Raw genomic sequence first — 12,874 nt, 5'->3', positions numbered from 1 at the left:
AATAGCCCCAGATTGAAGGATTAGCACAGATTTGTTTACCACGAATAACACAAATTTCAACATGATAAAATAATTCGTGGAAATTTGTGTAATTCGTGGCGAAAAGAAAAAATCCTTTAAATCAATGTAATCTGTGGCAAAAAAAATTAGTGCCAATTCGTGTAATCCGTGGCAACCAAAAAAAATATGATCAAAAATTTCGACATACTAATCGTCGGCGGAGGCGCCGCAGGCTTTTTTACCGCAATTAATATTGCAGAGAAAAATCCGAAACTAAAAATTGCCATTTTAGAAAGAGGAAAAGAAGTTCTTTCTAAAGTCCGCGTTTCCGGTGGTGGACGCTGCAACGTTACTCACGCTTGTTTTGAGCCAAACGAATTGGTTAAATTTTATCCTCGTGGAGAAAAAGAACTTCGCGGGCCTTTTCATCAATTTTGTTCTGGAGATACAATCGAATGGTTCGAAAAACATGGTGTAGAATTAAAAATAGAAGAAGACGGGAGAATGTTTCCTGTTTCTAATTCATCACAAACCATAATTGACTGTTTCCTAAAAGCAACCGAAAAACTAGGGATAAAAGTATTGACTGGACAAAGCGTGCAATCTATTTTCAAAAAAGAAAATCACTGGAAAATTGATACACAAAGCGACAATTTCGCTGCCGAAAAATTAGTCATGGCAACAGGAAGTAATCCAAAAATATGGGAAATGCTACAACAACACGGACATGCTGTTGTAAGCCCAGTTCCTTCCCTATTTACATTCAATATCAAAGATTCCAGAATTAAAGAATTGCCAGGCGTTGCTGCACAAGTTACCGTAAACGTAAAAGATACTAAACTGGAATCAACAGGACCTTTGTTAATCACACATTGGGGAATGAGCGGTCCCGCGATTCTAAAACTTTCGGCTTGGGGCGCACGTATTTTACACGATAAAAATTATCAGTTTACCATTTTTGTCAATTGGTTAAATGATGTTGATTACGAAGATGCTGAAAAAATCCTAAAAGACTTAAAACAGGAACACGCTAAAAAAGCAGTTTCAAAAAAATCTCCTTTTGACTTTCCAAATCGTTTGTGGGAAAGTTTAGTTTTAGCTTCGGGTATTGAAGTTGAAACCAAATGGGCGGATTTATCTAAAATTCAATTACAGAATTTAACCACACAGCTTACAAAAGCCGAATTTAAAGTAAACGGAAAAAGCACTTTTAAAGAAGAATTTGTAACCGCCGGTGGAATCGATTTAAAAGAAATCAATTTCAAAACAATGGAAAGCAAAATCCATGAAAACCTTTATTTTGCGGGTGAAATTGTAAATATCGACGCTATTACAGGCGGATTTAATTTTCAGAATGCCTGGACAAGCGGGTTTATTCTGGCTCAAAATATTTAATACAAAATGAAATTTAAAGGAATTATTTTTGATTTAGACGGAACACTAGTCGATTCACTGCACGATATTTCAGATGCAATGAATACAGTCCTTGAAAGTCTAAATTATCCAACGCACACTTACGATACCTATCAATATTTTATCGGAAGCGGATTGCGAAATCTTGTTAGTAAAGCACTTCCTTCAACAAACAATTCTGACGAGCAGATCGAAATTTGTTTTGAAAGCATGATTAATGAGTACCGTGAAATCTGTACTTTGAAAACCAAACCATACGAAGGCATTGTCGAACTATTAGAAAATCTGACTTCGCAAAACATCAAAATGGCAGTTTTCTCCAACAAAGCGGATGAATTGACAAAGAAAATAGCATCAGAAATATTTCCAAATTATTTTGATACCGCAGTTGGTTTAAGCATCGAAGAACTTAAAAAACCGAATCCGTTTGAGGCTGTAGAAATCAGCAAAAACTGGAATTTAAAACCTGAAGAAATTCTGTTTGTAGGCGACTCAGATATTGATATGCAAACGGCAGTAAATGCTAAAATGTTCCCTGTTGGTGTTTCCTGGGGTTACAGAACCGAAGAAGAATTGAAAACCAGCGGTGCAAAATTGGTTATCAACAATGCTTCGGAATTAATCGCGATATTATAAATCATGAACTCTTCATTACAAAAACAAATACTATCAATCGCTTCGTTTTCTGAAAATGAAATCGAAAAGATCGATTCTTGTTTTGAATATGAAAATTTTAATGCCAAAGAATATCTTTCGTCAATGGGAAAAATCAGCAGTAAGATTTTCTTTATTGTTGAAGGCTTAGCACGAGTTTATTATCTGAAAGATGGAAAAGAAATTACAACGTATTTAAGCTCTGATGAAGGTTTTATCGCTTCGTATTCCAGTTTTATAAATCAATCTCCTTCTTTTGAAAATATTCAGTGTATAGAAGATTGCGAAGTACTTTCGATCACCTTCGAAAAAATGCAGTTTCTGTATCACGAAATTCCAAATTGGGAACGCGTTGGAAGAATTTTAGCCGAACAAAATTATCTATGCATGGCAGATCGCGTTTTAAAATTGCAAATGATTCCGGCAAAAGAAAAATATCTTACTTTTCTCGAATCGGCTCCTGCCAAAATAATTCAGCGCACTCCATTAATTTATATCGCTTCCTTTCTCGGAATTACACCGGAATCTCTGAGTAGAATTCGCCAAAGTATTTCTTAACATTTATCAAGTAGAATAAAAAACCAAATTCAAATCTTTGTCAATATAAAATTCAAGAAAATGAAAAATATTGCCAAAGACGTTTACCAAATTCCATTGTTTCCAAGAAATGCTATTAATTGTTATGTAATTGAAGATGTTTTAATTGATGCCGGAATTCGAAGTTCAAGCGGAATAATTTTAAAAGCCTTAAAAGACAAATCAATAACAAAACATGTTTTAACTCATGCTCACGCCGACCATCAGGGAAGCAGTAAAATAATCTGTGAAACTTTGAACATTCCGCTTTTATGCAGTTCACCCGAAAAAATAGCTGCCGAAAATGGCAATGTAATTTTCGAATATCCGAATCCGAATCATATTATTTCAAAGTTTCAAAAAAACTTCTGGGCGGGAAAGGGTCATCAAGTTTCTGAAACTTTAAAAGAAGGCGATAAAATTGGCGGATTCACAGTTATTGAAACTCCAGGGCATTCCAGCGGACATTTGTCCTATTTTAGAGAAAGTGATGGCGTTTTAATTGTTGGTGATGTGATGACCAATATGAATCTTTTGACAACAAAAGTCGGCTTACACGAACCGCCTCAGTTATTTACCTCTGATAAAGAAACGAATAGAAAATCCATTTTAAAACTAGCGGCTTTAAAACCTAAAATACTTTGTTTTGGACATGGCCCTGTTTTAAAAAATAATGGAGAGTTAGAGAACTTCGTTCAAAAACTCAAACGATATTATTAACAAGAATTTACAGATTTCACAAGTTTTCGTTAAGACTATTCTAATAATTTTACTCTCAACTAATTAATCCTATATGAGAGTAAAATTACTTACCACAATTTCTTTTTTCACATATCAGCTTAGTATTTCCCAAACCGAAAAACTACTTCACGGGAAAGTTATTTCTAATAATTCTCCTCTCAATAAAGTTGAAGTAATAAATAAAACAGCTCAAACTAGTACAAGAACAAATGAACGAGGAGAATTCTCGATTCTAGTAAAAGCAAAAGACAGCTTGCTATTCTTCTCTAAAGATTATCTATTCGCACGGTTGAAAATTACCGCAAAGGAAATCGAAACCAATAATCTTATCATAGATATGATTCCGAAAGCGGAAGAATTGAATGAAGTAGTTATTTTAGACAAGAGAACTACCTCAATTAAACTGAGTAAGGAAGAAATATTGCAAATTAAACTAAATTCGCACAAACCGAAGCCAGGATTAAAGATCGAAGGTTATCACGATTTTGGGCCCAACCCCTATGCTCCCGATTTCGTCTATCTCGGCAAGCAAATTTACTACCTATTAAAAAAAGAAGATGAAAAACCTAAACCAAAAATCAAAAAAATAGAATTTGTTCAACTAATTAGAAACACTATAAATCCCGATTTTTTTGACAAAGATTTAAAACTAAAGCCAGAAGAAAAAGAATTGTTTCTACAGTTTTGTGATGCTGATTCTCAATCTAAAATAATTTCAGAAAATCCTAATATCCTTTCTATAACAGATTTTTTGAATGCAAAAAATGAAGAATTTAAAAAGCTGAAAACCGAAATTAAAAACTAAAGTTTGATGAAACTAAAATTACTTACCACAATTTCTTTTTTCACTTATCAATTTAGTATTGCTCAGACCGAAAAAGTGCTTCACGGAAAAGTGCTTTCTCAAAATCTAGCTCTGAAAGATGTTGAAGTCATTAATAAAACAGCACAAACTAGTACAAGAACAAATGAATTAGGAGAATTCTCGATTTTGGTAAAAATGCAGGACAGTTTAATTTTCTATACGAAAGATTATTTATTTACTAGATTAAAAATCACCACCAAAGATATTGAGAACAACAATCTCCTCGTTAAGATGATTCTGAAACCTGAAGAATTGAATGAAGTTATAATAAATAAGGTCGAATTTGATAAAATTAAGATTAGTGCTGATGATGTTGCAGATGTATTAATTAGTAAAAATAACAAAGATTTATTCTGGAATACAGGAGTTAGTGATAATTCAATTAGAGAAGCACTTCGAGTTTCATTCCCTTTAAAAGGTAAACAGAAGAAAACAATTGAAGTTGCCGACGACCGTTTTAAGAAACTGGTTATTGCTGCTTGTCCTTCAGATTTTTTTCTAAAAAATCTAAAAATAAAACCTGAAGAAAAAGAGCTTTTTATTGATTTTTGCGACTCAGATCCGAAATCCAAAACGCTTCTCGAAAATCCAAATGTTTTAGCTGTTATGGATTTTTTGTATGCTAAAAATGAAGAATTTAAGAAACTTGAGTAAGTTGAATCATTATATAAACTTGAAACAAAGAAAAACGTGAAACCTCAAACAAAATTCTACTTATTCAACCACCAGATACTAGCATTTAAAACCGTTGCAAACGCAACCCAAGCTAAATATGGAATTAATAAATAACCTGAAATTTTATTGATTTTGGAGAATTTCAAATACGTTTCGTAAATCATAAGCCATAAAAGAACAATCTCGATTAAAGCCAAAAGCGGATTTTTTAATCCGAAGAATAAATACGACCAAATCGCATTAAGCGTTAATTGAATCAAAAAGAAAAGAAGCGCTGTTTTTACCTTTTCGGTTTGTTCCTTTATTTTATCCCAAACTAATCCCGCTGCAACTGCCATAAAAATGTAAAGCAAAGTCCAAACAGGCATAAAAATCCAATTTGGCGGATTAAAAACTGGTTTTACAATCGTTGGATACCAACTTTCAACACTCGGTCTGGTTACTGTACTGGCAGAATATCCTACTGCTAAACAAACCAATAAAGCTATTGCAATTTTTACGTATTTATTCATTTCATTAAATTTTGTATTCAAAAATAGTCAAAAGAAAAGTTTAAACCATATAAGTACTATAAGTTCATTTTAGTAAAGCCGATTTATATTTTCTCATATTACTTATATGGCGAAAAAATTTAAAAACTATCTTTGCCAAAATTTTATAATTCATGTTTACAGCAGCTGATTTTATTCCAAATCCATATACTTCAACAATCGAAAACGGAAACTTTGAGTGGAGCGCTCCCAGCAATATTGCATTAGTAAAATATTGGGGAAAAAAAGACAATCAAATTCCGGCAAATCCATCGGTAAGTTTTACTTTAAACAATTGTAAAACAATTACGAAATTAGGATTTTCTAAGAAAAGCGCTTCGACTCCGCTCAGCGAGACAAATGGATTTTCTTTTGATTTACTTTTTGAAGGAAAACCAAAGGAAGATTTCAAACCAAAAATTCAGAAATTTCTAGAAAGAGTTGAAGTTTATCTGCCATTTTTGAAAGATTATCATTTTACGATTGATACACAAAATACATTTCCGCACAGTTCCGGAATTGCTTCATCGGCATCAGGAATGGCAGCTCTGGCAATGAACTTTATGAGTTTGGAAAAATTGCTAAATCCTGAAATGACTGATCAATATTTTTATCAAAAAGCTTCATTTTTGGCTCGTTTAGGTTCAGGAAGTGCCTGCCGAAGTGTAAAAGGAGAGGTAGTTGTTTGGGGAAACCAAGCTAATATTGAAGGAAGCTCTGATTTATTTGGAGTTGAATTTCCGTACACAATTCATGAGAATTTCAAGAATTATCAAGACACAATTTTATTGGTTGATAAAGGCGAGAAACAAGTCTCAAGTACAGTGGGTCACGATTTAATGCACAATCATCCTTATGCTGAAAGACGTTTTGCTCAAGCTCATGAAAACTTAGATCAGTTAATTTCGATTTTTGCAAGCGGCAATTTAGACGAATTCATTAAAGTTGTTGAAAGTGAAGCTTTGACTTTACATGCGATGATGATGACATCGATGCCTTATTTTATTTTGATGAAGCCAAATACGCTGCAAATCATAAATGCAATTTGGAAATTCAGAAACGAAACCCAGATTCCAGTTTGTTTTACACTTGATGCCGGCGCAAATGTACATGTACTTTATCCCGAAAACGTTACCGAAAAAGTACTTCAATTTATTCAGGACGAATTAGTTGTATTTTGTCAGAATCGTCAGTACATTTGCGACAAAATTGGAGACGGAGCAATTGCATTGTAATTTTCCGTATCTTTAATTAAAATTTTGATTATGGACATTCAATTAGAAAAACTTGAGCTGATAAAAAAATTAGTGGAAACTGAAGATCCAACTATTATCGATTCTATCAAGAAAATTTTTTCTAAAAAGAAAAAAGATTGGTGGGATGATTTAACTGATCAACAAAAAGAAGATATAACTCAAAGCGAATTAGAATTTGAAAGAGGCGAATTTAAAAGCTATGAGGATGTTATGAAAAAATACAGATAGTGAATCTTAAAGTAAGTTTTTCAAAAACAGCGGAGAAAAATTTAGATGCAGTTTTAAATTTTATTGAAGCTAAATGGTCAAGAAAATCCAAAGAAATGTTTCTTATGAAATTTGAGAAAGCAATTTCAATAATCAGCATGAATCCTGAAATTTTCCCTAAATCATCTGTAAATAAAAAATATCGAAAATGCGTTGTTACAAAGCAATCAAGTCTCTTGTATAGTTTTGGCTCAAATGAAATTAGGATTCATACCGTTTTTGACACCAGACAAGACCCAAATAAAATAAAAAAAGACATTAAATAAACATGAAAGGACCATTATTTTACTCAAAAATATTACTCTTTGGAGAATATGGAATTATCCGCGACTCTAAAGGACTTTCTATTCCTTATAATTTTTACAACGGTGCATTAAAAAAGTCTGAAGAACCTTCGGCTGAAGCTATTGCATCAAACAGAAGTTTAAAAAGCTTTGCTTCTTATCTTGAAGTTTTACATGTACAACAGCCTGAATTGGTTACTTTTGATTTAGACACTTTAAAAAATGATGTCGAAACTGGAATGTACTTCGATTCTAGTATTCCGCAAGGTTACGGTGTTGGAAGCAGCGGTGCACTTGTAGCAGCAATTTATGATAAATATGCTACAAACAAAATCACGGTTTTAGAGAATTTAACTCGCGAAAAACTATTGCAGTTAAAAAACATATTTTCTCAAATGGAGAGTTTTTTCCATGGAAAAAGTTCTGGTTTAGATCCATTAAACAGTTATTTGAGCATTCCAATTTTAATTAATTCTAAAGATAATATTGAAGCAACGGGAATTCCAACTCAAAGTTTTGACGGAAAAGGCGCTGTATTTTTATTAGACTCTGGAATTGTTGGCGAAACTGCGCCGATGGTTAACATTTTCATGGAAAACCTAAAAGACAAAGGTTTCCGTACAATGCTTAAAAACCAATTTGTAAAATATACCGATGCTTGTGTAGAAAACTTTTTACATGGAGACATGAAATCTTTGTTTACCAATACAAAGAAACTTTCTAAAGTGGTTTTAAACAACTTTAAACCAATGATTCCTGAACAGTTTCACGGAATCTGGCAAAACGGAATTGACACAAACGATTACTATTTGAAACTTTGCGGTTCTGGCGGCGGCGGCTATATTCTTGGTTTTACTGAGGATTTAGAACGTGCAAAAGCCTCTTTAAAAGATTACAAACTAGAAGTAGTTTACCAATTTTAAGTTTAATTTTCTTAAAAAGCATAATTATTTGAATACACTTTCCTAATATTTAATCCTAAAAAAGTTACTGAATATGAAAAGTATTTTAAAAATTATCAAAGCAACTTTTTTAGGAGGAATTCTATTTTTAGTACCTTTAGTTGTATTACTGATTGTATTAGAAAAAGGATATGTCATCGTTCAAAAAACCACACTCCCTCTTGTAAACAGCTTCCCTAAAGTAAATGTTTTAGGAATTGCCATTCAAGAGCTTATTGGAATACTGATTATAATTCTTATTTGTTTTGTTGCTGGAGTATTGGCAAAAACGGCAAATGCTAAAAAGCTGGTCCAGAAACTAGAAGATGGCATTTTGAGTTTCGTTCCAGGTTATTCATTTATGAAAAGCATGAACGAAAATATTTTAGGATTTGAATCTAATGAAGACTTAAAAGTAATTTTAGTTCCTACTGATGCTGGTTTGCAATTTGCTTTTTTAATAGAGCAGGTAAATGAAAATCAATTTACGGTTTTTATTCCAGATGCACCAAATCCGTGGAGCGGATCAGTCGTTTTTGTTGAAAAAAAGGATATTACTGACATTCAAATTACACAAAAACAAGCTCTAGCCTGTATTCGAAAATTAGGTTATGGCTCTAAAGAATTGTTAAAAAACAAACTCTAAATTTCAGAATCAAAAAATAACTTTTAACTTCCCCTAAATCTAATCAATCCCCTTATAACTCATGTTAAGCAGACAACACAAACTTTTATTAATGAAAATTGTAAGTTTGTTCTCTGTGGTTCGCGGTTACAACATTCCGATTATTATTCTGGCGCAGTATTTATCAGCAATTTTTATTTTAGCACCAGAAAAAAGAGCACTCGACATTCTCCTTGATTTTAATTTATTCCTAATAGTCTTTGCATCTGCCGTAACAATTGCTTCAGGTTATATTATTAATAATTTTTATGACAGTCAAAAAGACTTAATAAACAGGCCCAACAAATCAATGCTGGATCGATTGGTTAGTCAAAAAACCAAATTATCAGTCTATTTTAGTCTAAATTTTTTAGCCGCTTTAATGGCTTTTATTGTTTCTTGGCGGGCTTTTTTATTCTTTTCTGCTTATATTTTTATAATCTGGTTTTACTCTCATAAAATAAAAAGATACCCCATTATAGGCAATTTAACTGCTGCATTTATGGCTGTTATTCCTTTTTTTGCCATTTTATTGTATTTCTACAATTCGATTTCATTTGAAGAAATTGAGAATCACAGAAGCCATTTCGCCGTAATTTCGGCACACGCAATGTTCTTGTTTTTACTGCTTTTGATTAGAGAAATGATAAAAGACTTAGAAAATCTAAAAGGAGATTTAGCTAATAATTACCATACAATTCCAATTATTTATAACGAAAAAGTATCTAAACAGATCATCACCATTTTGACGTTTTTAACGGTAATTCCGGTCTATATTCTAGTCAATATTTATGATGTTGGTTATATGGATATTTACTTTTACACCTGTTTTATTGTTTTGCTTTTTTTCCTGCTTTATCTGTGGAAATCAAATTCTAAAGAACAATTTTTATTGTTACATAATGTTTTAAAATTCTTGATCGTATCGGGAGTTTTTTGCATTGTTTTGATCAATCCAAGTGTTTTGTGGCACGGACGTGAATTGATCTCTAATTACTAAAAGTTAATTCAAACAGATTTAAATTCGAAATCTATTTATTTTCCAATTCAAAAAATAAAATATGCGGAACGAAAAACAGGAAATTTCAACTAAAAAAAGCTGCGTATTATGCTTTAAATCAACTAAAATTTTATTGCTATTAATCTAAGAACATAGAACTTAAGATTAATTGGGCAGAAAAAACTATCTTTGCACAAATTACAGAATTTATGAACAATAAGGAAGGCAATAATAAAAGAGGCGGATCTAGACCAAACAGTTCAAGATCAAACTCTAGCAAGCCAAAACCTCCTATGGCGAAACGTGCTCAAGGGCCGAAAAAAGTGAAGCCTGAAGTTAAAGCGGCACAAGAAGCTGCGGAGCAAAAAATTAAGAAACAAAATCAGGCACCAAAAAGACAAAAAGCTTCTGATGAGATTCGTTTGAATAAATATATCTCAAACTCAGGGGTTTGCTCTCGTCGTGATGCTGATATATATATTCAGTCTGGAAACGTTAAAGTAAACGGCGTTCCAGTTACAGAAATGGGTTATTTAGTAAAATTAAATGATGTTGTAAACTTTGATGGTGTTACTTTAACTCCTGAAAAGAAAGAATACATTTTATTGAATAAACCTAAAAACTTTACAACTGCGCTTGATGAAGGGCAGGAATATCGTAACGTTCTAGAACTTGTTCGTGGTTCTACGACCGCAAAAATTGCACCTGTAGGAAGAATGGACAAAAATACAACAGGATTATTGTTGTTTACAAACGATACTGATATGATTCGTAAATTTACTTTACCAAGTCAGAAATCTTCAAAAATCTATCAAGTTTCCTTAGATAAAAATCTAAAATTTGAAGATTTAGAAAAAATCAGCAAAGGTTTAGTTCTTGACGGGCACCGTGTTTTTGTTGAAGAAATAAGCTACATCGAAAAAGAAGCAAAAAGTGAAGTAGGTCTTAAACTACGCTCATCAAATGTAAAAGTGGTTCGTGCCATTTTTGAACATTTTGATTATGATGTGCTTCGTATAGACCGTGTATCTTTTGCAGGCTTAACTAAAAAGAATTTGCCAAGAGGTAACTGGCGTTTCTTAACTGACCAAGAAGTTATCAATTTGAAAAATGCTTAATACATCATCTTTCAAAAAGGTTTAAAAATATTAAATCCTGTTTTACTTTGTAAGACGGGATTTTTTTTTAGAATGCAAAAAAGTTATGTCCAAAAAGTGTAAAAATAGATCTTCCTATATTTTGATTTTTATCTTCAACATTTTCATAACATGAAAATCCTAAAATTATCTTGATTCCAGGTTGAATACTGTTTAAGATATCTCTTTTTTGCTCTTCTAATAGTAATTTTAAACTATCCAGTAATTGCAGATTATTTTTAAGATACGAGATAACTAAAAGAGCTGAAAAATTAAGAATTTCTCGGGCTGTTTCGCTTTTAATACCAACTTCATTCGAAATCATTTCAGAAATCCTTCCCTTTTTATTGGTAAAAATTTCTTTCAGCAAAGCATTTCCTTCTATACGGTAACAGTCATCTACTGATAATATTCGCCCTGAATTGAAATCTACTTCCTGATAAAAAGTCGAATCATCTTCAATAAGCGATACAATATCTTTATAAAAACCAGATTCTTCAGCTTTATTGTACAGCCCCATTAAAACTGTACCTATTGAAACATCGATTCCTTTTATTAAAAGTGCATCATTTTCAAAATAAAATTTGTTAAGCTTTGAAACAACATTAGAAGAAATAAAACGTCTAAGTTCAATTTGTAGGTTTGGGGTCATACTATTAACTTATTTAAAAAATAATTATTTAAAGTCATTCAAAATAATCGACAAAGTGAGGTTTTTTATCGTTTATCGTGATAAAAATATAAAATATTCTAACATATCCAAAAAATTAGTTAAAATTTTACCGATGACATTTATACGCATTTATAAAAAACAGCGCAAGTCTCAATAAACATAAAGCCTTGAGAAGCAAGCTAAAAAATAAAATTTTAAGAAAATAATCGAGAAAAATTAAAAAATAAGAAAAAGCTTAAATAAATTTTAACATTTAAAACAATAGTGAACGATTCTGCCAAACTATCGTTATGAAAATACCTAGATAAATCATACAAAACATAAAGTTTATAAAACTAGAAGCTAAAAAACCAAGAAGCGAACCCGTCGCCGCTTTAAAAGCACGTTGATGATTTTTAGAATCATAAAGCATTTCCCCTACCAAAGCACCAACAAAAGGACCAACAATTACACCAAACGGAATAGGTGCAAGAATCCCAACTACCAAGCCAATATTAGTTCCCCAAACACCGTAAGAACTGCCTCCAAATTTTTTCGTTCCCTTAGCAGGAATTATATAATCTAAAACTGTAATAATTACGGTCAGCAGCAATGTAATCCCTAATACCCAATAATTATTCTCAACAGCTTTCGTTAAATACAATAAAAGCAGACCAACCCAACAACTTGACAAACCAGGCAAAACAGGTAAAAAACTTCCAAAAATGCCAATGATTATGCATATAAAACCAAGCGTCAACAATAATAAATCCATATATATTTTTTTGTAATTTTGTGCTTACAAACTTGCAGCGAAATTAGTAAATGAATCGTCTCTCACAATTTATTGTTTTTTTAGTTCTGTTTTTTTCAATCAGCATAAGTTTATGCGCACAAACAAAAAAACTTTCACCTCAAGATCAATTTCTTCAGGACAGCATTTATAAAAGTAATAAGAAAAAAGTTCAAAATTTCTCTATGAAAGAATTTGATACGCTTTTCTTTGAATTTTTTAATCGAAAAAACGATCCTAATATTGTTCTAAGTAAAACAGAATTTTATAATTACACCGTTAGAATTGCCGCTTTTTCTGATCGTCTTGCACACTTATACCCTGACCAAAAGCAAGTTGCAGAACAAAACAAAGAGCAATGGCTTTCAGAGCGCTATGAAGATTATCTTGAATACAAAGCTTCTCAAAAAAAATAATCGTATTTTTA

The 12,874-nt window shown here is 32.0% G+C and carries 17 protein-coding genes; 14 read left to right on the top strand and 3 right to left on the bottom strand.

Translation table 11 applies throughout. From position 1 onward, the window contains the following. Positions 1–186 precede the first annotated feature (186 nt). The 6 genes from B0A75_RS01295 (at position 187) to B0A75_RS01270 (ending at position 4,903) form a co-directional block, all read left to right on the top strand. Complete coding sequence (locus tag B0A75_RS01295) at positions 187–1,395, top strand: BaiN/RdsA family NAD(P)/FAD-dependent oxidoreductase (protein WP_089052720.1); 1,209 nt, start codon at positions 187–189, stop codon at positions 1,393–1,395. Between the two features lie 6 nt (positions 1,396–1,401). Then, positions 1,402–2,049 (top strand): HAD family hydrolase, encoded by a 648-nt coding sequence (locus B0A75_RS01290; RefSeq protein WP_089052489.1) that lies wholly within the window; start codon positions 1,402–1,404, stop codon positions 2,047–2,049. 3 nt (positions 2,050–2,052) lie between these two features. Next, a complete protein-coding gene (locus B0A75_RS01285) occupies positions 2,053–2,625 on the top strand; it encodes a Crp/Fnr family transcriptional regulator (RefSeq protein ID WP_089052488.1) in 573 nt (190 codons plus the stop codon). A 60-nt stretch (positions 2,626–2,685) separates the two neighbouring features. Then, the gene (locus B0A75_RS01280; RefSeq protein ID WP_089052487.1) at positions 2,686–3,363 is read left to right on the top strand and encodes an MBL fold metallo-hydrolase; all 678 of its coding nucleotides are present in this window, start codon (positions 2,686–2,688) and stop codon (positions 3,361–3,363) included. 73 nt (positions 3,364–3,436) lie between these two features. Further along, entirely contained in the window at positions 3,437–4,189 is a 753-nt protein-coding gene (locus tag B0A75_RS01275; protein ID WP_089052486.1) for a carboxypeptidase-like regulatory domain-containing protein, read from the top strand. Between the two features lie 6 nt (positions 4,190–4,195). Then, positions 4,196–4,903, top strand: coding sequence for a hypothetical protein (locus tag B0A75_RS01270; protein WP_089052485.1), 708 nt, complete (start codon positions 4,196–4,198; stop codon positions 4,901–4,903). 56 nt (positions 4,904–4,959) lie between these two features. On the opposite strand, the gene B0A75_RS01265 is transcribed toward B0A75_RS01270, so the two are convergent. Beyond that, complete coding sequence (locus B0A75_RS01265) at positions 4,960–5,436, bottom strand: TspO/MBR family protein (protein WP_089052484.1); 477 nt, start codon at positions 5,434–5,436, stop codon at positions 4,960–4,962. A 152-nt stretch (positions 5,437–5,588) separates the two neighbouring features. Between B0A75_RS01265 and B0A75_RS01260 the strand changes: the two genes are divergently transcribed. The 7 genes from B0A75_RS01260 to B0A75_RS01230 all read left to right on the top strand — a co-directional run bounded on the left by B0A75_RS01260 (position 5,589) and on the right by B0A75_RS01230 (position 10,984). Next, the gene (locus tag B0A75_RS01260; RefSeq protein WP_089052483.1) at positions 5,589–6,689 is read left to right on the top strand and encodes a diphosphomevalonate/mevalonate 3,5-bisphosphate decarboxylase family protein; all 1,101 of its coding nucleotides are present in this window, start codon (positions 5,589–5,591) and stop codon (positions 6,687–6,689) included. 30 nt (positions 6,690–6,719) lie between these two features. Next, positions 6,720–6,938: a hypothetical protein gene (locus tag B0A75_RS01255; protein ID WP_089052482.1), complete on the top strand. Its 219-nt coding sequence runs from the start codon at positions 6,720–6,722 to the stop codon at positions 6,936–6,938. Beyond that, complete coding sequence (locus B0A75_RS01250) at positions 6,938–7,243, top strand: type II toxin-antitoxin system RelE/ParE family toxin (RefSeq protein WP_089052481.1); 306 nt, start codon at positions 6,938–6,940, stop codon at positions 7,241–7,243. The genes B0A75_RS01255 and B0A75_RS01250 overlap by 1 nt, the downstream gene beginning before the upstream one ends. A 2-nt stretch (positions 7,244–7,245) precedes the next feature. Further along, the gene (locus B0A75_RS01245) at positions 7,246–8,184 is read left to right on the top strand and encodes a mevalonate kinase family protein (RefSeq protein ID WP_089052480.1); all 939 of its coding nucleotides are present in this window, start codon (positions 7,246–7,248) and stop codon (positions 8,182–8,184) included. Between the two features lie 73 nt (positions 8,185–8,257). Then, positions 8,258–8,848, top strand: a complete 591-nt coding sequence (locus tag B0A75_RS01240; RefSeq protein ID WP_089052479.1) for a DUF502 domain-containing protein — start codon at positions 8,258–8,260, stop codon at positions 8,846–8,848. 61 nt (positions 8,849–8,909) lie between these two features. Further along, on the top strand, positions 8,910–9,866 hold the full coding sequence (locus B0A75_RS01235; protein WP_089052478.1) for a geranylgeranylglycerol-phosphate geranylgeranyltransferase: 957 nt from the start codon (positions 8,910–8,912) through the stop codon (positions 9,864–9,866). 209 nt (positions 9,867–10,075) lie between these two features. Further along, positions 10,076–10,984 carry a pseudouridine synthase gene (locus tag B0A75_RS01230; RefSeq protein WP_089052477.1) on the top strand — a complete coding sequence of 303 codons (909 nt, stop codon included), beginning with the start codon at positions 10,076–10,078 and terminating at the stop codon, positions 10,982–10,984. Between the two features lie 67 nt (positions 10,985–11,051). Here the strand turns inward: B0A75_RS01230 and B0A75_RS01225 are convergent, their stop codons facing one another. Continuing rightward, positions 11,052–11,654: a DUF937 domain-containing protein gene (locus B0A75_RS01225; RefSeq protein ID WP_089052476.1), complete on the bottom strand. Its 603-nt coding sequence runs from the start codon at positions 11,652–11,654 to the stop codon at positions 11,052–11,054. A 274-nt stretch (positions 11,655–11,928) separates the two neighbouring features. Beyond that, on the bottom strand, positions 11,929–12,429 hold the full coding sequence (locus tag B0A75_RS01220) for a DUF456 domain-containing protein (protein WP_089052475.1): 501 nt from the start codon (positions 12,427–12,429) through the stop codon (positions 11,929–11,931). A 203-nt stretch (positions 12,430–12,632) separates the two neighbouring features. On the opposite strand from B0A75_RS01220, the gene B0A75_RS20370 reads away from it, so the two are divergent. After that, on the top strand, positions 12,633–12,863 hold the full coding sequence (locus B0A75_RS20370) for a hypothetical protein (protein WP_123872297.1): 231 nt from the start codon (positions 12,633–12,635) through the stop codon (positions 12,861–12,863). Positions 12,864–12,874: the final 11 nt, after the last annotated feature.

Source organism: Flavobacterium oncorhynchi, from assembly GCF_002217355.1.
GTDB lineage: Bacteria > Bacteroidota > Bacteroidia > Flavobacteriales > Flavobacteriaceae > Flavobacterium > Flavobacterium oncorhynchi.
Note: the sequence above shows the minus strand (reverse complement) of the source record. Positions and strands in the feature narration are given on the sequence as shown.